Origin of the sequence: Marinobacter sp. ANT_B65 (assembly GCF_002407605.1) — a bacterium.
Classification (GTDB): domain Bacteria; phylum Pseudomonadota; class Gammaproteobacteria; order Pseudomonadales; family Oleiphilaceae; genus Marinobacter.
Map to the genome: position 1 here is coordinate 2063196 of NZ_NXGV01000001.1, position 20623 is coordinate 2083818.

General features: G+C 54.6%; 16 protein-coding genes and 1 tRNA gene. 7 read left to right on the plus strand and 10 right to left on the minus strand.

The window, feature by feature from the left end; translation table 11 throughout:
* Window positions 1-97: 97 nt before the first annotated feature.
* A complete protein-coding gene (locus CPA50_RS09490; protein ID WP_096782137.1) occupies window positions 98-2140 on the minus strand; it encodes a dehydrogenase in 2043 nt (680 codons plus the stop codon).
* 177 nt (window positions 2141-2317) lie between these two features.
* Between CPA50_RS09490 and CPA50_RS09495 the strand changes: the two genes are divergently transcribed.
* Window positions 2318-3331: a class I fructose-bisphosphate aldolase gene (locus tag CPA50_RS09495; protein WP_096782138.1), complete on the plus strand. Its 1014-nt coding sequence runs from the start codon at window positions 2318-2320 to the stop codon at window positions 3329-3331.
* A 2-nt stretch (window positions 3332-3333) separates the two neighbouring features.
* On the opposite strand, the gene CPA50_RS09500 is transcribed toward CPA50_RS09495, so the two are convergent.
* The 5 genes from CPA50_RS09500 to htpG form a co-directional block, all read right to left on the minus strand.
* On the minus strand, window positions 3334-4326 hold the full coding sequence (locus CPA50_RS09500; protein ID WP_096782139.1) for an MBL fold metallo-hydrolase: 993 nt from the start codon (window positions 4324-4326) through the stop codon (window positions 3334-3336).
* A 118-nt stretch (window positions 4327-4444) separates the two neighbouring features.
* Window positions 4445-5422, minus strand: coding sequence for a tRNA dihydrouridine synthase (locus CPA50_RS09505; protein ID WP_096782140.1), 978 nt, complete (start codon window positions 5420-5422; stop codon window positions 4445-4447).
* A 145-nt stretch (window positions 5423-5567) separates the two neighbouring features.
* On the minus strand, window positions 5568-7739 hold the full coding sequence (gene katG / locus CPA50_RS09510; RefSeq protein ID WP_096782141.1) for a catalase/peroxidase HPI: 2172 nt from the start codon (window positions 7737-7739) through the stop codon (window positions 5568-5570).
* 381 nt (window positions 7740-8120) lie between these two features.
* Complete coding sequence (locus CPA50_RS09515; protein WP_096782142.1) at window positions 8121-8339, minus strand: DUF2835 domain-containing protein; 219 nt, start codon at window positions 8337-8339, stop codon at window positions 8121-8123.
* Window positions 8340-8343: 4 nt separating this feature from the next.
* Window positions 8344-10236 carry a molecular chaperone HtpG gene (htpG, locus tag CPA50_RS09520; protein WP_096782143.1) on the minus strand — a complete coding sequence of 631 codons (1893 nt, stop codon included), beginning with the start codon at window positions 10234-10236 and terminating at the stop codon, window positions 8344-8346.
* Between the two features lie 201 nt (window positions 10237-10437).
* Between htpG and CPA50_RS09525 the strand changes: the two genes are divergently transcribed.
* The 3 genes from CPA50_RS09525 to CPA50_RS09535 all read left to right on the plus strand — a co-directional run bounded on the left by CPA50_RS09525 (window position 10438) and on the right by CPA50_RS09535 (window position 13575).
* Window positions 10438-11670, plus strand: coding sequence for a M48 family metalloprotease (locus tag CPA50_RS09525; RefSeq protein WP_096782409.1), 1233 nt, complete (start codon window positions 10438-10440; stop codon window positions 11668-11670).
* A 172-nt stretch (window positions 11671-11842) separates the two neighbouring features.
* Window positions 11843-12388 carry a hypothetical protein gene (locus tag CPA50_RS09530; RefSeq protein WP_096782144.1) on the plus strand — a complete coding sequence of 182 codons (546 nt, stop codon included), beginning with the start codon at window positions 11843-11845 and terminating at the stop codon, window positions 12386-12388.
* On the plus strand, window positions 12388-13575 hold the full coding sequence (locus CPA50_RS09535) for an iron-containing alcohol dehydrogenase (RefSeq protein WP_096782145.1): 1188 nt from the start codon (window positions 12388-12390) through the stop codon (window positions 13573-13575). Before CPA50_RS09530 ends, CPA50_RS09535 begins: the two co-directional genes overlap by 1 nt.
* Before the next feature lie 46 nt (window positions 13576-13621).
* On the opposite strand, the gene CPA50_RS09540 is transcribed toward CPA50_RS09535, so the two are convergent.
* The gene (locus tag CPA50_RS09540; RefSeq protein WP_096782146.1) at window positions 13622-16108 is read right to left on the minus strand and encodes an ABC transporter permease; all 2487 of its coding nucleotides are present in this window, start codon (window positions 16106-16108) and stop codon (window positions 13622-13624) included.
* Window positions 16108-16827: an ABC transporter ATP-binding protein gene (locus tag CPA50_RS09545; RefSeq protein ID WP_413772158.1), complete on the minus strand. Its 720-nt coding sequence runs from the start codon at window positions 16825-16827 to the stop codon at window positions 16108-16110. Before CPA50_RS09545 ends, CPA50_RS09540 begins: the two co-directional genes overlap by 1 nt.
* A gap of 57 nt (window positions 16828-16884) precedes the next feature.
* Here CPA50_RS09545 and CPA50_RS09550 point away from each other — a divergent pair, with 57 nt between their 5' ends.
* Complete coding sequence (locus CPA50_RS09550; RefSeq protein WP_096782148.1) at window positions 16885-17514, plus strand: arylesterase; 630 nt, start codon at window positions 16885-16887, stop codon at window positions 17512-17514.
* Here the strand turns inward: CPA50_RS09550 and CPA50_RS09555 are convergent.
* Window positions 17503-18414: a YheT family hydrolase gene (locus tag CPA50_RS09555; protein ID WP_227519542.1), complete on the minus strand. Its 912-nt coding sequence runs from the start codon at window positions 18412-18414 to the stop codon at window positions 17503-17505. The genes CPA50_RS09550 and CPA50_RS09555 overlap by 12 nt on opposite strands.
* A 139-nt stretch (window positions 18415-18553) precedes the next feature.
* Here CPA50_RS09555 and CPA50_RS09560 point away from each other — a divergent pair.
* Window positions 18554-18629, plus strand: a tRNA-Asn gene (locus CPA50_RS09560).
* A gap of 68 nt (window positions 18630-18697) precedes the next feature.
* On the opposite strand, the gene CPA50_RS09565 is transcribed toward CPA50_RS09560, so the two are convergent.
* Window positions 18698-19987 (minus strand): M18 family aminopeptidase, encoded by a 1290-nt coding sequence (locus CPA50_RS09565; protein WP_096782150.1) that lies wholly within the window; start codon window positions 19985-19987, stop codon window positions 18698-18700.
* Window positions 19988-20125: 138 nt separating this feature from the next.
* On the opposite strand from CPA50_RS09565, the gene CPA50_RS09570 reads away from it, so the two are divergent.
* Window positions 20126-20611 carry a hypothetical protein gene (locus tag CPA50_RS09570; RefSeq protein WP_096782151.1) on the plus strand — a complete coding sequence of 162 codons (486 nt, stop codon included), beginning with the start codon at window positions 20126-20128 and terminating at the stop codon, window positions 20609-20611.
* Window positions 20612-20623: the final 12 nt, after the last annotated feature.

Genomic DNA, 20623 nt, shown 5'->3' on the forward strand with positions numbered 1-20623 from the left:
TATGTCACACTGAAGGAGCCAGGGCCGCCAACCTGTGGAAAAAAGCGGCAAAACCTTTACCTTCCGAGTATACCCCTGTTGTACATTAGCGGCGATTTTATTGCTTTTCTGCAAGCACCCTCACCCGTTCGAAATCTTCTTCGCTGAACACCCCGTTAACTCCGGAGATGGCCGCCAGCTTCATGCCGTGTTTCAGGCCCAGCTTGTAGATGTCCCGAACCTTTTCCCATTCGATATTGCGCCCCAAGGTGAAATTTTCGAACCGCCCTTCCAGAGCCAGCACGATAGTTTCTGCCAGACAGGCGTAGGAAATTCCCGGTGGCAACCCTATGTCTTTCATATGTACATCACCAGGTAACTGCACCTCTCCGGATTCAATTACCAGCACATCCGGTCGTTTGGCGACGTCTTCAGCGGATATATCCAGCGGGCGGGCTACATCGGTAATCACGCAACCGGGTTTTACTTTTGTTATGTCCAGTATTCGCTTCCCCGCACCGGAAGTGGCGGTGACGATCATGTCCATTTCTTCAATATCGCGATCGGCAGAACCTGCCACGTGTACGATAGCGCCCGGAGTTTCCTGTTCAATGCTCTCTTTCAGAGCCAGAATCTTTGCGGGCTCCGGTGCGGCCAGGTAAATTTCGTCTACGGCTTTGGCAAGCAGCCGCGCACAAACGGATCCAATGGCGCCGGTCGCGCCCACTACCATAGCTTTACCCGCCATCTTCCCATTTTCACCAATATGGGCACGGCCAATCATTTTTACCGCGTCCCGGGCAGCCCAGAGCGCTCCGGAAGCACTGTAGCTGTTGCCGGTAGTAATAGGCAGGGGTGCACGCTTTGCGACGGTAATGCCTGCGTCTCCCACAACTTTGGTAAATGCACCCAGGCCCATGATCTGAGCGCCCTGTTTTTTTGCCAGTCTGGCTGCAGCCAGTAACCGGCTGTAGGTGAACTCCGGGTCGTGAGCCATGATTTCTTTGGGCGTACCGCCTACGGTAATCAACCAGCCTTCCGCTTCATCTCCTGTAGGGGATTTGATGCCAGTGACTTTGGAATAGATAAACGGTGGTGTATAGGCAATAGCCTTCTCCACCAGATTCATCACCATTGGCGGTGACACGCTGGCAACCCAGTCCAGCGGTGGTGTTTTGGTAAGGTACTGTTGGGACAACGGATGAATCACGAAGGCAAACCGGTTTATCCGGCGGTAGCCGTCGGGATAGAGAATCCGCGGCTCGATACCCAGAGACTGAATAACATCAAGGTAGTCATCAGGCCCCAATTGCTCCGGGGTACGTGAAAGCGCGGCACTGATCATCGCCTCCATCACATTTGTACCAACAGGACGGCCTTCCAGCCAGGGGCTGTAATCAACAACCATGGCAACCTTACGAGACCGCATCCAGTCCAGAACTTCATCCGTTACGCGGGAGGTAATGATGGTTTTACCATCCAGCTCCTTATGGGTGAAACTCTCAAGATCGCCCATATGGGCAACGATCACGTGAGAATCTCTTACCGCGTGATGCAGCGAACCCTTGATCAGTCCTTCTCCAAGGCGATACAGGGGCGTGGCAAGCAGGCTTTCAACGGCCTTCACAGCTGTTGGACGGAACATAAACGGTGCAGTCAATGAACTATAGGTTTCGAGCTGTTTGAGGGACGTCAGCAAACGGGGGACACCGAAGTCCATGTAAGGATCGGCAAAAAACAGGTTGTCCGTGTGCTCGGAAAGGGACCTGGCCACCCGATAGCTGGCCTGTCCGTTCATGAAAAGTACCCGGGCGTTATCAAAAAAGTGCCCAAGTTCAGACTGGGTATGGCGCACCGCCCACTCCTGAAGAATACCCCTCAGCCCTGATCCGCTTGTGATGGGCTTGTCCGGAATACAGGCTTCAAGCCTGGCGGTATCGGGATGTTCCAGTTGTACTGAGCCAACCTGGTAGTGATCAGAGACCATACTGAGGCCAAATGCATCCGCACGCTCATGATAGGTCTTCAACAGGGACACGGCACGGGAGAGGTCTCCGTCAGTACCGGCACGAATGACCCGGAAGGACTGTTCCAGAAACTCTGTTTCCAGATCGTAATCGTATTCGGATGAGCCCTGACTTACGCTAATAACGGTTTTCATACCCAGCCCTTGTTCTTGTCGTGATATTGGTTAGCGTATGACACTACGGGCACTATTGCCTTATCTCAGGTCAAATTATGAGCTGTATCACAGCACCTGCTATCGGTGAACAGACTACACTAAAGGGACAAAAAAGCTGGAGCAGACCATAAAATTCATCATCGCACAGGAGTGGGCATGAGTATTCAGAATGAACTGCTTTCAACGATTCAGAGTCTTGTTCAGCCTGGTAAGGGGATTCTTGCAGCGGACGAAAGCCACCCGACCATTGCGAAGCGCTTTAAAGCGGTTGGTGTTGAGTCCACGGAAGACAAACGCCGTGAATATCGCAGCCTGATCTTCTCCACGCCGGGGCTTGGAGATTACGTCAGTGGCGTGATTCTGTTTGAGGAAACTCTTGGGCAGAACAGCCTGGATAATGTCCCTATGGCAAAATTGCTGGAAAGCCAGGGAATTGTGCCGGGTATCAAGGTCGATAAGGGAAAGAAATCTCTGATCAATGCCCCTGGTGACGAAATAACCTATGGACTGGATGGTCTGGACGACCGGCTGGAAATCTACAAAAACCAGGGTGCCCGTTTTGCCAAGTGGCGCGCTGTATACAACATCTCGGACTCCCTGCCCTCACGCCAGGCTGTCACAGCCAATGCTGAAATGCTGGCCCGTTACGCGGCCCTCTGTCAGTCCCTGGGCATTGTGCCCATTGTGGAACCGGAGGTACTGATTGATGGCGACCACACCCTGGAACGGGCTGCGGATGTAAATGAAGCCGTGATAGCAGAGGTTTTCAATGCGCTTCGCCGGCACCAGGTGCAGCTGGAAGGCATAATTCTGAAACCCAGCATGGTAACCCCCGGCAAGGCATGCGCCAAAGCCTCTCCCGAAGAGGTGGCAGAGGCAACTTTAAGGGTTTTCCGCAGGGTTGTACCCGCAGCCGTTCCGGGTATCAATTTCCTGTCCGGCGGCCAGACTCCTGAAGAAGCAACCGCCAACCTGAACGCCATTAACAGCCTTGGCCGGCAGCCCTGGAACCTGAGTTTTTCTTACGGGCGAGCCTTACAGGAACCAGCCCAGAAGGCCTGGGCTGGTGAACCGGGCAACGGGCACTATGCCCAGAACGCTATATTAAAGCGGGCCAGGCTCAACGGCGCCGCTACGTCCGGTGAGTATAAAGCGGATATGGAAATCTGACCTCAATTACACCCGGCCGTACAGCCACCATCGCCGTTAAAGGCGATGGTGCGCCCACTCAGGGGGACATGCATCGGGACGTTCACCAACTCCCTGAACAGGGCCGTTCTCGTGCCCTTCTGCAGCACGCCACCAGACGTAGCCGGTTCGTTGGCATGGGAGGCAATAACGGCCTTCGGTTCGATCAGGTCGTTGATAACGTAAGCGGCTTCCCTGGCCCCCGTGGTGTAGGTGTCGCCAATATTCATGACCACAAGCTCAGCTCCGTAATGGTCCTTCACCACCAGTTTCTGCTCAGCCGTAATGCCGGTATCCCCGGACAGATAAGCCACCAGACCATTTGAGAACGTCAGCACGTATCCGGTCGCGGGACCAACACTTGCACCGACACCCGCAGCTTTCAGGTATTCCGCCAGCGGGCCGGTAAGGAACGAAGGAGAAACCCCATTACTGTGAATTGCCGGCACGGTAGTAATAGTTACACCACCAACGTCCCTTTTACCGCCAAAACGCACCAGCATTGAGTTGGCGGAATCCCCGCCAGCTGCGCCGAGCTTGGCAGCAAAAAATGCGGGCATCTCGCTCCCGGTCACAATTTTCGCGTTCTTCTTGACGGCAATATCGACGGTATTCGACTGTGGAAGAGTCACCACAGGGAGTTCCGGCCCACCACACTTACCTGCATTCGTTTCCTTGATGCGACGATCGCCCACGTGATCCCCATGCATGTGGGATACCAACACCACGTCAATATTACCGAGGCGGGGATCATCCGGGCCGGCTACGGTACGGCCGGCATCGTAGAGAATGCGAGTACCGTTGGGATCCTCAAACACCATAGCCCGGTCCATAGCGCAGAACTCGCCATCATGACTTCCAAGTGGAGTGACTTTTACATCACCTTCCGCGGCGATTGCACCGGACACCAGGCCCAGCGACAGGTACAGACTGCTGGCAACTGCTGTAACGGTTTTCAGCTTCGATTTTCTGGACATCAGCGATCCCTCTCGTGTCTGTTTGTTACCGGTATTAACTACGAACACACAGCCATTCCATATCAGTGTAGTTCGCAACCGGTGCAAAAAAGAGAAAAAGCAGAAAGAAAAAGAAGGGTCAGGCTGCCCGCACAGGGTTCCGTGATGCGGGTATATTTTTCTCAAGACACGCAAGCATCGGTGCCACTTCGCGTATCTTTCGAGCCTCGGGCCAGATTACTTCAGCTTCGGCAAAGCCCTGGCGCAGAAAGTTCATCCATTGTTTGATACGGCCGGTCACATACTTGTCATCCAGCCAGCCCTGGAGCACCCCGGCATATTCCCTTACCAGCGCCACAGCTTCCGGCCAGGTCATATCGTCAGCCTGCAGGCCCTGCTGACTGGCTTTGATCTTTCGGGCCAGATCTGGCCTTGCAATAAGACCACGGCCAATCATTACGTCGTCACAACCGGAGACCTCCCGGCATCGCCAGTAGTCTCCAACCGTCCAGATTTCGCCGTTGGCAATCACCCTGGCCGTCACAGCTTCCCGCGCCCTGGCAATTTCTTCCCAGTACGCCGGCGGTTTGTAGCCGTCCACCTTGCTTCGGGCGTGAATAACAATCTCTTCTGCTCCGGCGGCTTCCAGGGCCTGGGCACAGGCTACCCCCATAGAGCGGTCGTCATACCCCAGGCGCATTTTGGCCGTTACAGAGATGCCAGCAGGAACGGCTTTGCGCACAGCGGCGGTGATTTCATGCATAAGTTCCGGCTCCCGCATCAGCACGCAACCACCCTTGTGCTTGTTTACTGTTTTGGCGGGACAGCCAAAATTAATATCTACTTGGGTAGCACCTAACTCAGCTGCTTTTTCTCCATGGAGGCCCATCATTTCGGGATCTGACCCCAAAAGCTGTACCGCAACTGGTGTACCCGCCCGGGTCAGGGCCTGGTTGTGAAGCTCAGGAGCGTACTTGTAGAAAATCCGGGGCGGCAACATGCCGTGAGTCACGCGAATGAATTCGGTAACGCACCGGTCAATACCGCCGACTCTGGTCAGTGTTTCACGGATGGGTGCATCGACCAGCCCTTCCATCGGGGCAAGGATGATTCGCATGGAGTCTCCAGAAGCTGTTACACGAAAAATAGAACACAGGGAGTGCAGCTGATCAAAAATCAGGCGGGGGGGATTGTAAGGAATCTGGAGGGAAGTTGATAGCCGGACACTCCCTTACGGGAATATCCGGCCTGCTGATTACAACTTATTTCTGTATGTCGAACCGGTCAGCGTTCATGACCTTGGTCCAGGCGGCGATGAAGTCCTTCACAAACTTCTCCTGATTGTCGTCCTGAGCATATACTTCTGCATAGGAGCGCAGGATGGAGTTTGAACCGAAAACCAGGTCCACACGGCTCGCGGTCCACTTTACCTGATCGCTCTTGCGATCGCGGATCTCATAGAGATTGTCGCCCACTGGCTTCCAGGTATTACCCATGTCAGTCAGATTGACGAAGAAGTCATTCGTCAACTGGCCTTCACGATTGGTGAAAACGCCGTGTCTGGTACCATTGTGGTTGGTACCGAGCATACGCATTCCGCCAATCAGAACCGTCATTTCCGGCGCGGTCAGTCCCATTAACTGGGCGCGGTCGAGCAGCAACTCTTCCGGCTTGACCATATAATCCTTCTTCAGCCAGTTACGGAAAGCATCTGCTACTGGCTCCAGGGGCTCGAAAGACTCAGCATCGGTCATTTCGTCGGTGGCGTCTCCGCGGCCCTTGAGGAAAGGAACACGAACATCGAAACCGGCGGCTTTTGCTGCCTTCTCAATACCCACACTGGCTGCCAGTACAATTACATCAGCGATGCTGGCTCCGGTGTCTGCAGAGATCTGCTCGTACACCTTGAGAACCTTCGCCAGTCGTGCGGGCTCGTTGCCTTCCCAGTCTTTCTGGGGTGCCAGACGGATACGGCCGCCATTGGCGCCACCGCGCATATCTGAACCACGGTAGGTTCGAGCGCTGTCCCAGGCAGTGCTGACCATGTCGCCAATACCCAACCCGCTTTCAGCAATCTTCTGTTTGACCACTTCTTCACAGTAACCGGTACTGCCCGCCGGCACAGGATCCTGCCAGATCAGGTCTTCGGCCGGTGTTTCCGGGCCTATGTAACGGGCTTTCGGTCCCAGATCACGGTGTGTCAGCTTGAACCAGGCACGGGCGAATGTGTCCCTGAAGTACTGGGGATCAGCAATGAACTTTTCACAGATAGCCCGGTATTTGGGGTCCATCTTCATAGCCATATCTGCATCGGTCATGATCGGATTGTGGCGAACGGAAGGATCGCTTGCATCAACCGGCTTGTCTTCTTCCTTCATGTTGACAGGTTCCCACTGCCAGGCACCGGCGGGGCTTTTCTTCAGCTCCCACTCATAACCGAACAGCAGCTTGAAGAAGCCCATATCAAATTTGGTAGGGTGTGTGGTCCAGGCACCTTCAATACCAGAGGTCACCGCCCGGCTGGCCTTACCCTGCATATTGGGGTTGCTCCAGCCCAGGCCCTGCTCTTCTACATCCGCAGCTTCGGGCTCGGCACCCAGAGCTTCAGCATCTCCGTTACCGTGACACTTGCCCACGGTGTGTCCACCCGCAGTCAGGGCGGCTGTTTCCTCGTCGTCCATGGCCATACGGGCAAAGGTCACACGCACCTGCTCAGCTGTCTTGAGAGGATCAGGCTTACCGTTTACGCCTTCAGGATTCACGTAGATCAGACCCATCTGCACTGCAGCCAGAGGGTTCTCCATGGTGTCCGGCTTTTCGACGTCTTCATAACGCTCATCAGACGGTGCCAGCCACTCTTTTTCTGCGCCCCAGTAGATGTCTTTCTCAGGATGCCAGATATCTTCCCGGCCGAAGGAGAAGCCGTATGCCGGCAGGCCCATGGATTCATAGGCGACTGTACCAGCCAGAACTATCAGGTCAGCCCAGCTGATCTTGTTGCCGTACTTCCTTTTGACCGGCCACAGCAAACGACGGGCCTTATCAAGGCTGACGTTGTCCGGCCATGAGCTGATCGGTGCAAAGCGCTGATTTCCGGTACCCGCGCCACCGCGTCCGTCAGCAATACGGTAGGTGCCCGCAGAGTGCCAGGCCATACGGATCATCAGGCCGCCATAATGTCCCCAGTCTGCCGGCCACCAGTCCTGGCTGTCTGTCATCAGGGCAAGCAGATCTTTTTTGATGCCGTCAAAGTCGAGACTTTTGACTTCCTCACGGTAATCGAAATCATCACCTAGCGGATTTGTTTTGCGGTCGTGCTGATGCAGGATGTCGAGATTGAGCCCTTCCGGCCACCAGTTCATAACGTTCCGGCTTTCCGTAGAGTTAGCTCCGTGCATCACGGGGCATTTGCCACCTGTATTATTCTGAGACATGGTATTCTCCTGGTTTATCCGTCATTAAAATATTTATCTTCGCCACTAAGGTAATCATAGTTACTGACTGCCCAAGTGCCGCTTAAAATTCCTGCTACTTTCTGCAATACAACTGTTTGCCTGCCACCTGCCCTTTCCCGGACAAGGCCTTACGTCGCTTCAATGTGCAATCGCATAATTCTCCCAGTAGCCAGTCAGAACACCGAGAGAGTCTTTCCATTTCGGGGAGATCATTAGGCTCAGTGCCTGCATAGTCCGGTTTCCTGCTTTAGTAACAACAGAATCAGGTTAACCCTTCAGGCCATAAGAGGAACAATTAATTAAAAGCACAGATGTGAGAGTTTTTATTTATCGATCAGTGCGACAGATAATCGGAATGACTCAGAATCTTTCGATGGAGGAGAACTTGCCGGAATCATCGAACAGGATACGGAAGCTGCCCCGCACACCGTCCTGGAGATAAAATCTGGAGAGAATACGAGCCGGGAAACGAACAGAGCGTCCGTCCCGGGCTCGAGCGTGAACATCTGTAGCAACGCCCTGATAGAGCTTTATCCACTCATCAGGGCTGATGCTTATGTCCACGATAATCTGGTGCATGGGCTTAGTTGGCCAGTTCCAGCAACAGACGGTTCAGGCGGGTTACATAGGCGCCCGGATCTTGCAATTGCTCACCGCTGGCCAGAGTTGCCTGATCCAGAAGAACCGCAGAAAGCTCGTTAAAGCGCTCATCACCCTTCTCACTTTCGAGGCGCTGAACCAGCGGATGGTCTACGTTGATTTCAAAGATCGGCTTGCTGTCCGGAACCTTCTGGCCCGCAGCTTCCATGATCTTCTTCATCTGGGCACCCATATCAAAGTCGCCCGTTACCAGACATGCCGGTGAATCTGTGAGGCGGTTAGTAACCCGCACGTCCTGCACCCGGTCAGTAAGAGCTGTCTTGATACGTTCGAGCAGGTCTTTGTGCTCTTCCGCTGCTTCTTCTTTATGCTTCTTGTCTTCCTCGGTCTCTACTTCGCCAAGGTCAAGATCGCCACGGGCAACGTCCTGGAACTGCTTGCCGTCGTACTCGTTCAGGTATCCCATCATCCATTCATCAATGCGATCAGACAGGATCAGTACTTCGATACCTTTCTTGCGGAAGACTTCCAGATGCGGGCTGCTCTTGGCCGCCATGAAACTTTCAGCAGTGATGTAGTAGATCTTGCTCTGACCTTCCTTCATCCGCTCAATGTACTGGTCAAGAGATACGTTCTGGGTGCTTTCACCTGTGTGTGTGGAGGCAAAGCGCAACAGGCCTGCAATTTTTTCGCGGTTGCTGAAATCTTCCGCCGGACCTTCCTTGAGAACAGGGCCGAACTCACCCCAGAATTTCAGATACGCATCGGCATCTTTCTTGGACAGCTTCGACAACATATCCAGCACACGTTTGGTAAGCGCGGTACGGATGCTGTCCACGGTGCTGTCGTTCTGCAGGATCTCCCGGGACACGTTCAGGGAAAGGTCATTGGAATCCACCACGCCTTTGGCAAACCGCAGATACAGCGGCAGGAACTGTTCCGCGTCATCCATGATAAACACGCGCTGTACGTAAAGTTTCAGGCCACGGGGCGCATCACGGTTGTACATATCAAACGGCGCACGGGCCGGGATATACAGCAGGCTGGTGTAGTCGAGTTTGCCCTCTACCTTGTTGTGGGACCAGATCAGGGGGTCTTCAAAATCGTGTGCAATGTGCTTGTAGAACTCTTTGTACTCTTCATCTTTGATCTCGGTACGGGGCAGAGTCCACAGTGCAGTCGCATCGTTAACGGTTTCGTCTTTGCTCTCTTCGCCTTCTTCGGTCGGCTCGGATTTCATTACCACCGGGAAGGAGATGTGGTCAGAGTATTTTTTGACCAGACTACGCAGGCGGAAGCCATCAGCAAATTCACTGGCGTCCGGCTTCAGATGAATAACAATTTCAGTGCCGCGTTTTTCGCGGGCAACCTGCTCAATGGTGAACTCGCCGTCGCCAGCCGACTGCCAATGTACGCCTTCTTCCGCTGGCGCGCCTGCGCGGCGGGTGAATACATCAACTTTGTCAGCAACAATAAAGGCAGAGTAGAAGCCCACACCAAACTGACCAATCAGCTTGCTGTCTTTCTTCTCATCGCCTGAGAGTTGTTGAAGGAATTCTGCTGTGCCGGAACGGGCAATGGTACCCAGGTTCTGGACAACGTCATCACGGGTCATGCCGATACCGTTATCAGACAGGGTGATGGTGTTCGCTTCTTTGTCGAAGTCCAGGCGGATCTGCAGATCGGAATCGCCTTCGTACAGGCCGTCGTCTTTCAGTGCGGCGAAGCGCAATTTGTCTTCGGCATCAGAGGCATTGGAAATCAGCTCACGAAGGAAGATTTCCTTGTTTGAATACAGAGAATGGATCATCAGTTGAAGTAATTGCTTTACTTCGGTCTGAAAACCCAGAGTTTCTTTTTGGGATTCAACTGTCATTTATTGTCTCTCCTGCAGTCGACATGTGAATTCGTCTTGCAGGAAAATGGGGGCATGCGAAGGCATTTCAAGCCCCGACATGAATCACGCGGCTGTTTAAAGCCGGCAGCAGCCGTGCAATTATATGCGCAAGGAATTCAACTACAGGAGTCGAGTGTGGAAAAGGCCGTGTTGCAACGCTGTTTGACGGTTATAGCGCTTATGCTGCTGCTTACGGGATGCTCTGTAAATCCGGTAACTGGCGAAAGACAGCTTTCCCTGATTGGCGAGAGTCAGGAACTGGCCATGGGCGCCGAGCAGTACACTCCCACCCAGCAGACTCAGGGAGGGCAATTCTACATTGACCCCGAGTTGACGCTATATGTGAGCGAGGTAGGCCAAAAGCTGGCGCGGGTGAGCGATCGCCCCGACCTGCCCTACGAATTCGTGGTGCTGAACAGCAGCGTGCCCAACGCCTGGGCTTTGCCCGGCGGCAAGATTGCCATAAACCGGGGACTGCTGACCGAGCTTGAAGACGAGGCCCAGCTTGCCTCTGTGCTTGGCCATGAGATTGTTCACGCAGCGGCAAGCCACAGTGTTCAGCGGATGCAAAAGGGAATGCTGATCAGCGCAGGTGTAGCCGGGCTGGGTTATGCATTATCTGACAATGAGTGGGCAGGCCTGCTTATGGGTGGCGCAGCGGTGGGAGCACAGCTCGCGCTGGCCCAATACGGGCAAGGCGATGAACTGGAATCGGATCACTACGGCATGCTTTATATGAAAAAAGCCGGCTACGACCCGCAAGCCGCCGTGGAGCTGCAGGAAATCTTTCTGGACCTTTCCAAAGGCCAGCAGTCCGGGTTTATTGACGGCCTGTTTGCCACCCATCCGCCTTCAGCCAGACGCGTGAAGGAGAACAGCGCGCTGGTCGCTGAAATAGGCGGCGGTGGCTACCATGGTGCAGAGGAATATAAAAAGAAAACCGCTACACTGCGCAAGCTCCAGCCTGCTTATGACGCCCATGATGAAGCCATGAAACTGGCGTCTGATGGCGACCTGAATGGCGCCCTCGCCAAAATCAACAAAGCCATAGACCTTTTACCCCGCGAAGCCATGTTCTATTCCCTCCGGGGACGTATCTATCAGGAGCAGGACAAGCAGGACAAAGCCTCGTCCGATTTCGACAAAGCTGTAGCCATGTACCCCGAGATGTTCATGTACCGCATTCACAGTGGTCTGACTGCTCTGCAGCTCAACAATCTGGACAAGGCGCGGGAAAACCTTACCCGTGCAAACGAAGTTGTACCTACGTCAATCGCCTTCTTGCGGCTGGGGGATATTGCAGTGAAGGAAAACAAACGCGAGGAAGCTATCGCGTATTACAGCACGGCTGCGGAATCCAGCGGTGACATTGCCGAGGAAGCCCGCCAGAAGCTGGCAGCCCTCACCCAGTAATAAAATCGCGGAAGAGAAAATATGAAAAGGCCGGAATCCCAAGGATTCCGGCCTTTTTGCGTTTCTACAGGGACTTACGGCCAGCACACCCCTTTACCATCATCATGAACATTGACTTTTAGAGCAATAACTCTAAAAATCAGATTTCAACAACCAGATTCAGGTGACGGACATGTTAGCGAAACGTATCCAGCCTACGGCTTCCCGGGCGCGACGCCTGTATGTCGAGCTGATGTTCCAGGTTATGGGGCGGGCACTCCAGGCAGTCAGCGAGGTTGATAGTGAAGTGCAGAGAGAAGCACGGGCGCTGCCGGAAGGATTCCTGTTTGAAATGATGGTGATGCCCGCTGGCCCCAGACTGATTGTGGAGCATGTCGGTGACGGCCGTTTCCACTATCATGGCAGCTCAGCGCCCCGTTCTGTAGACGTATCCATCCAGTTCAAACACCTTGCCCACGCCTTCCTGGTACTGTCGTTCCAGGAAAAGACCTCTGTTGCCTTTGCCTACGATCGCATGCTGGTAGACGGTGACGTTAGCTCCGCGGTGCGCATGACTCGCGTACTCAACCGGCTCGAATCATTCATTCTGCCCAGGATTATTGCCAGGCGCGCAGTGAAGGAATACCCGGCAGACCTTCACCTTCCGGAAAAGCTGGTCAGCGCAGCAAAGATCTATCTGAAAATTGCCACCCTCTTTATCCAGACAGCGAGAGCCTGATGACCAATACATACTATGAGTTCTTCTGCCCGGTAAAAGTTATTGCCGGCAAAGCCGCACTTGAACATATTCCCTACGAGCTCAACAGCTTGTCCGCCAAGCGTCCGATGATTGTGACGGACAAGGGCGTTCGGGCCGCCGGTCTGCTCGACCCGGTGATTGCCGCCTGCGAAGAAAGCGGCCTGAACATTATCAGTATTTACGACGATGTGCCGCCGGACTCCTCTACGACGGTGGTCCGCGATATCGCGGCTATTTACCGCAAGGAAAAGTGCGATTCCATCATTGCCGTGGGAGGTGGCTCCGCAATAGATACGGGTAAAGCCGTGAACATCCTTGTGTCGGAAGGTGGCACTGACATTGCCAAATACACAGGCGCCGGCGTGATCAAACATCCGCTAAAGCCGTTTTTTGTGATACCCACCACAGCGGGAACCGGTTCGGAAGTCACATCCGTTGCGGTAATAACCGATGAGAAAAAGGGCGTCAAACTGCCTTTTACTTCATCTTTTCTGCTGCCGAATGCGGCCATTATCGATCCACGCATGACGCTGACACTGCCGCCCCACATTACGGCGGCAACGGCAATGGATGCCATGACCCACGCCATAGAATCCTTCACCTGCATGGCGAAAAACCCCCTAAGCGACGCCTATGCCACGGCAGCCATAAAGAAGGTCAGCAACTCACTGTTGCAGGTAATGGACAATCCGAAAGATACAGATGCAAGGCTTGAACTGGCGCAGGCTTCCACCATGGCAGGTATTGCGTTTTCCAACTCCATGGTAGGACTAGTGCACTCACTTGGACACGCTACCGGCGCTATCTGCCACCTGCCCCACGGTTTGTGCATGAGCCTTTACCTGCCCTACGCGCTCGAATTCAACCTCGAAACCATACGCGAACCTCTGGGCGAGCTATTGCTGCATCTTGAAGGCCCTGAAGTGTACGCAGCCACACCTGCCAGCCGCCGTGCCGAGACCAGCATTTCTGCGCTGCGTAATCTGAGGGATGCACTGTACAGACATTGCCAGTTGCCACGAACGCTGAAAGAAACGGGAAAGGTAACCGAAGCTCAACTGGACCTGATTGCAGAAATGGCCTTGGACGACGGCTCCATTATGTTCAATCCGAAAGAAGTCTCTCTGCAAGACGCCAGGGCTGTTCTCCAGCGCGCCTGGGCCTGAGACAAACGACCGGTGAGCAGCCGTCACTGCTCACCGGTCGTTCTTTTTACTCAAGCCTCCGCAGCAAAAGCATTGGCGAAACGCTCAGCACCGGCCTGAGCTGCCAACGTCCGAATAATGCCAGCACAACTGCACTGATAACAGGAATCGGTAACACCACCTGCCAGTGCCAGCTAAACGCTCCTTCAAACATCCGGAACTGCAAAGCCCACACAGCAGCCTCGGCCGCTGCCACCCCAAGAATTCCAGCGAAACCACCAAGCAGCGCAAACTCCAGCATGGTGCTTCGGACCAGCAGGCTCTGGCGACCACCCAGTGTACGCAGAAGCGCGCCTTCCCTCTGGCGATCCTGAAGTGTTGCACTGACAACCGCTGCCATCACCACCAGCGCCGCTGCCAGTATCAGCGCAAGAATCGCCTCAATGGCCTGGGTAACCTGGCGGACAATCTCCTGTATACGCTCAATCACGTTATCGATTTCAAGCACAGAAACGGTCGGATAACTCCGGGAAAATTCATTCAAGGCACTTTTGAGGTCTTTCGGCAGGTAGAAACTGGTAATCCAGGTCGCTGGCATGCCAGTAAGACCACCTTCCGGAGGGAATGCCATGTAGAAGTTGGGCTTCATACTGTCCCACTGAACCGTGCGGATACTCGTGACCGTTTCGGTAACTTTGTCAGAACCTATGGTAAACGTCAGTTCATCACCCAACACCAGGCCAAGCTTGCCCGCCAGCTCAGCTTCCACGGATACGCCATCTTTCTGACCGGGTTCAAACCAGCGACCTTCAACAATAGCGTTATCTTCCGGAAGAGCAGACATCCAGGTCAGGTTCAGTTCCCGGTTAAGGGCACCTACCCGCTGATCTTTACTCACTACGTCTTTTACCGGCTGGCCATTCAGTTCTGTGAGGCGACCGCGCACCATGGGATAGAGCTGATCCAGAGGTTGACCACGATCTTCCCAGAAGCCGGCAATCTCATCTACTGCATCCGGGGCAATGTTGATCAGGAAATGGTTTGGTGCATCGTCAGGAAGCTGGGCCTGCCAGTCATTCAGTAAAGACGTGCGTACAAGAATGAGGGTCGTTGCCAGCATCAGCGTCATGGCAAAAACTGCAATCTGCGACAGGCTGGCACGGCGATGTCTATACAGCCCTACCAGCGCAAGACGCCAGGAGTGCCCGCCGCCTCGAACCTTCCGGAGCATGGCAACCAATAGCCCGCCCAACAGGGCCAGGGCGCCGAGCAACAGCGCAAGGCCTCCCAGCAGGGCAACTACCAAAGACAGATCACCCGCGTAGAGCCACACCAGGCCAAACACCGCCACAACCGCAATCAACATATCCGGCAGGGCTTCCCGGCCTGTCTCGCCCGGCTGGCTGCGCAACACGCGCATTGCCGGAACATTTCGGAGGCGCCGGATGGGGGGATAGGCAAACGCAAACAAAGAAACCAGAGCTGTAAGGAGTGCCGGCATGAGTGCAGAGGAATCCAGCTGGAACCCTACCGGCCTGTCCAGTGCCTCACTCAGCAGCCGGTTGAGCAACCAGAACAAGGGAACGGCGACCATCAGACCTCCGGCCATGCCGGTCACACCCCAGAGTGCGAGCCTTTTCAGGTATAGTCTGCCGATTCCCGAGCTGCCAAGCCCCAGAGTCTTAAGCAGTGCGACTGTGTCGCGCTGCGACAACGCATATTGCCGACTGGCAACGGCTACTGCCACGGCGGCCAGTAACACCGCCAGACTACCGCCCAGCAACAGAAAGCTCTCAGCCCGGTCCAGCGAACGTGAAAAGGTTTCTCCATCGCGGACGCTTTCCCATTCCTGACTGGGCTCAAGCTGCGGCTGCAGCCACTGATAGTAATCCTCAAGCGCTGCCTCATTTCCCGCAAAAAGATAGACATACTCAACCCGGCTGCCCTCCTGAATGACGCCGGTGGAGGCTACATCGTCGACGTGAATCATTACGCGGGGCGCAAGTGCAGATAGGCTGAAGCCTCCATCCGGCTCCCTTAGCAGCAAACCCGATACCTTCAGATTCCTGCTACCCACTTCCAGAGTTTCACCAATGCTGAGATCCAGTAACCGCAACAACCTGGGATTTATCCAGACTTCGCCCGGAGCCGGACCCCGTGCCACCTGCTCCCGAGGGCCGTCGGAATTTGCCTGTATTTCGAGTTCACCACGCAAAGGATATTCGTTGCTGACAGCCTTAACGGAAACAAGCTGAAAAGCATCGTTACCAAACACCATGGTTGAAAACTCAACCATGCGACCGGTTTCAAGCCCACGCTCCGTTGCTTCGGTAATCCAGGACTCAGGCACCGGGCGCCCGTTCTCCGCCTCCAGCTGCCGGTCTGCGGCCAGAAATGAACTGGCAGAAGACACCAGAGTTCTTTGCAACTGGCTGGCAAACAGAGCGATGGTGGCAACAGTCGCAACAGCAATGATCAATGCTGCAAGTACCACACGCACGTCCCGCTCCCGCCAGTCGCGGCGCACAGACATAAGTTTTTTTGCAGCAGCCATCAGTCAGCAATCTCCATTTCGGCAACCGGCTCAGTCAACTCACCCGCTTCAATATGGAACTGCCGGGCACAGCGCGCCGCCAGCTGCTCATCATGGGTGACCATAACCAGCGTAGTGCCCTGCTCCTGATTCAGAGCCATCAGCAAATCAGAGATTTCCTGGCCTGTACGGTTATCCAGATTCCCGGTAGGTTCGTCTGCGAACAGAATGACCGGATCGGAAGCGAACGCCCGGGCAATGGCAACCCGCTGCTGCTCTCCACCGGAAAGCTGTCGGGGCGTGTGAGTAAGGCGTTCGCCCAGCCCTACACGCTGAAGAAGTTCACGGGCACGCTTCCCGGGCGCATCCATACCCGCAAGTTCCAGCGGCAGCATCACATTTTCCAGCGCAGTCAGCGCAGGCAACAGCTGAAACGACTGGAATACAAATCCCACACGATGAGCCCGCAATCTGGCCCGTTCATCTTCACAAAGCCGGCTGATGATCGAACCGTCGAGCTCAACACTACCCTCAGTCGGAGTGTCCAGGCCGGCAAGCAAACCAAGCAGAGTGGTTTTACCGGAACCGGAGCGACCTACAATGGCTACGGATTCTCCCCGATTGATTTCGAGGCTGACCCCCTTCAAGATCGTCAACGTATCTGTTTCCAGGCTGACACTGTGGGTCAGGTTTTCAACACGCAGCATCGGGCGTTGGCTATCGGGGTTTGTCATCTGCATCTTGCTCATGGGGCTCCTGGGAAAACACGTTCATTTATCAAGGTATACGGATTGCTTATGCATAGGGTGTTGCTGTACGTCAGATCAATCGCATTTCTGTTGCTTACATGCGTTGCCGTGCCTGTTATGGCCAGCCAGCAAACGCTTCTGGTTGTGGGCGACAGCCTCAGCGCAGCCTATGGCGTACCCTCAGAGACAGCCTGGGTACAACTCCTGCGTGAACGCTTGCAAGGCAACGGGCTGAGCAACTGGAACGTGGTAAATGCCAGCATCAGCGGCGAAACCACAGATGGCGGTGCCCGCCGTTTGCCCGAGTTGCTTGAGAAGAATAACCCCTCCGTGGTGATTATCGAACTGGGCGGAAATGACGGCCTCAGAGGTTTCCCACCCAGCGTGATCAAATCCAACCTCGCATCGATGGTTGAAAGCGTTCAGAACTCCGGTGCCCGCGCCATTCTGGTCGGTATGCAGATACCTCCGAACTACGGTCAACGATACACTCAAATGTTTGCCGACATCTTTCCAACGCTGTCAGACAGTTATAACACCGCTCTGGTTCCCTTCTTTCTGGACGGAATATACGACAAGCAGAATCTGATGCAGGGCGATGGTATTCATCCAACCGCAGAAGCCCAGCCCAAGCTGCTTGAGAACGTATGGCCGGTGCTCAGGGATTTACTTGAGTAAAGGCGCCACACCCTGCAGAAAGGCGAGAGCCCGGCGCTCAGACCAGTAATATCCTCCAGAACCATGCGCCACAAAACCCACATGGCCGCCCCACTTCGGCGCTTCCAGACGCACATGCGCACCAAGTACAGAAGGCGACTCGGGGAAACACTCCGGCGACAAAAACGGATCGTCTGCAGCATTAACCATAAGTGCCGGAACCCGGATATCCTTTAGCCGGCCCAATGCGGAACATTGGGCCCAGTAATCTTCTGCATCCCGGAATCCATGCAGTGGGGCGGTATAACGATCATCAAATTCGTGGAAGTTCCGAATTTCGTCAAAACCGGAAACATCAATGAGGTCGGGGAATTTTTGCGCTTTTTCCCCCATTTTTACACGAAGGTCCTTCAGGAACCGCTGCATATAGATTTTCCGGCTGGGCAGCGCCAGCATGTCTGCACTGCCCGCGAGGTCACAGGGTACTGAATAGGTCACTGCGCCGCAGACCCGGCTGTCAACGTGCTCACCCTGCTCTCCAAGATACAGAAGCGTGAGATTACCCCCCATACTGAAACCAGACAGAAACACCGTCTGGTAGCCCTGAGCCAAACCATGATCAACCACCAGGCGCAGATCGTCAGTAGCCCCGCTATGATAAAACCTCGGTTGCCGGTTCATCACACCACCACAGGAACGAAAGTTCCAGGCCAGCACATCCCAGCCTTCAGCCAGTAATGCCCGCGCCAGCCCCAGTACATATGGGCGGCGGCTGTGCCCTTCGAGACCGTGTGAGATGATCGCAAGGCGATCACTACCCTGCCGGTGCCAGTCCAGATGCAACTCATCATTGTCGGCGGTTGTAAGTACCTCCGATACAGGGCCTGCCAACCGGACTTTGCGAAAAAGCGAGGGCCACACAGACTGAATATGACCGTTACGCAGCCAACGCGGAGGGCAATATTGATGTGCCGTACTTAGGTACAAATTTTGACCTTTCATATCAGGGGGTTGACCAGACAATTCAAAGCGCTTAATATGCCGCCCGACTTGATGCTGTTCCCCGATAGCTCAGTTGGTAGAGCAACGGACTGTTAATCCGTTTGTCGCTGGTTCGAGCCCAGCTCGGGGAGCCACTTATTCCGGAATGCCGCTACTTCGTATGAAGCAGCGGCATTTTTCGTTTACGTCCGTAAAAAAGCCCTCAGAACACCTGCTCACACTGCATGAATCCGGTCAGCACCTGAAATAGCGTGAAGCCATCCTCGGTACCAATCAGTTCACGGATGGAGTGCATGCCAAACTGCGGCACGCCGATATCCAGTGTTGTCACTCCAATGTTCGCCGCTGTCAGCGGCCCGATCGTGCTGCCGCACCCCATATCACTGCGCACCACAAAGGTCTGATGCGGCAAGCCCAGTTCGTCACTGATGTGGCGGTAAACAGCGGCTGACCGGCTATTGGTAGCGTAACGCTGGTTATGGTTCACTTTGATGACCGGGCCCTTGTTAAGAATGGGGCCATGGTTTTCATCATGCTTGTCCATGTAGTTCGGATGTACACCATGGGCGTTGTCTGCCGAGATCATCATGGAGCGGGCAATGGCTTTTGCTTTGCCAGCGCCACACCAGCGATCAAGAACTGCGGTGAGAAATGGCCCCTGAGCGCCCTCAGAAGACACGCTACCCACTTCCTCGTGATCATTACACACCAGCAGAGCTGGCTCATCGCCGGAGGCATTAATCAGCGCCTGCAAGCCGATGTAACAGCTCAGCAGGTTATCCAGCCGGGCGGATGCAATAAACTCATCACGAAGACCTACGAACCCCGCGTCCTGCGCGTCGTAGAAGCTCAGCTCATAACCAAGGATTTTACGTACTTTGATGCCCGACTCATCAGCAAGTTGCTGGCTCAGAAGTTCATTAAAACTGGTCGCATCGCCTTCCTGTACCTGCATCATCACGGGCGGAAGGTCTGTCTGTGGATTCACTGTCCGGCCGCTGTTGGCTTCCCTGTCCAGATGGATTGCAAGGCTGGGAATAAACGCCACGGGTTTATGGAAATCCACCAGAGTGTCACTGACCTTGTTATGAGCATCAAGAAACGTCACTCTGCCTGCCAGGGAAAGGTCCCGGTCAAACCAGGGGTTCATCAGAACACCACCATAAACCTCAACACCGAGCTGGAAAAAGCCTTTACGGCGCAACTCCGGGTTAGGTTTTACCTTCAGGCAAGGGCTGTCGGTATGGGCACCCACCATGCGGAGCCCAGATACCGAGACATCCCGGGACCCCGTGCGGAAAGCGACAATCGAGGAGCCATTGCGAACGACGTAATAACTGTGGTTCAGCTCAAGAGACCAGTCGTCTTTTTCATCCAGTTCTTCGAAGCCGGCTGCATCCAGCTGTTTTTTCATTGTTTCCACGGCATGCCAGGGCGTGGGTGATGCATTCAGAAACTTCAGCAAATCTTTGTTGAATTCAGCGTGTTCCATGATGTCCCTGATAGAATGATAATTATTGCAATAGTATGGCACGAAGCCCTGACACCTCAAACAGGGCCAACCGACCTTGCTCACACTGCGCCACGAATCCCGCGGCTGCTATCTGCCACCAATTACACGGAGTCTGACATGCCTGTACCAAGTTTTCTCGACATCGAATACTGTCTGACTGACGACGCCTTGTTTCCGGTTGCCATGGCCTGGTCGCTGCAAGATGGCCAGATGAAAACTGTGATAATCGCTCCTGCGGAGGAATGGCTGCCGGAAGATGGCGACCTGGGTGACCTCGACCTGCATTACCTTGCAGAACAGGGTGTGCCCTTGATCGAACTTATCCACGAACTGCACCAGGATCTTCCCGATAAGACAGTATACGTCGATGGTCTCGACCCGGACGAGATCCTGGTGGATATGATTTTCAGTGCCCTGAATCAGGAAGCGCCATTTGAAATCGCGCCGATCAGCGAACTGATCACCGGGGCGAGCAGCGAAGAACTGGAAGACCGCCGCCGCCAGTTGCTGTTTGAAGAAAGCCTTGAGCCTCAGCTGCCGGAGAACGGCGTTTATGCATTGTTATTGATGGCCCAGGGAGAGGGCCTGTTCGACGCCGACTGATGGCTTTGCCGG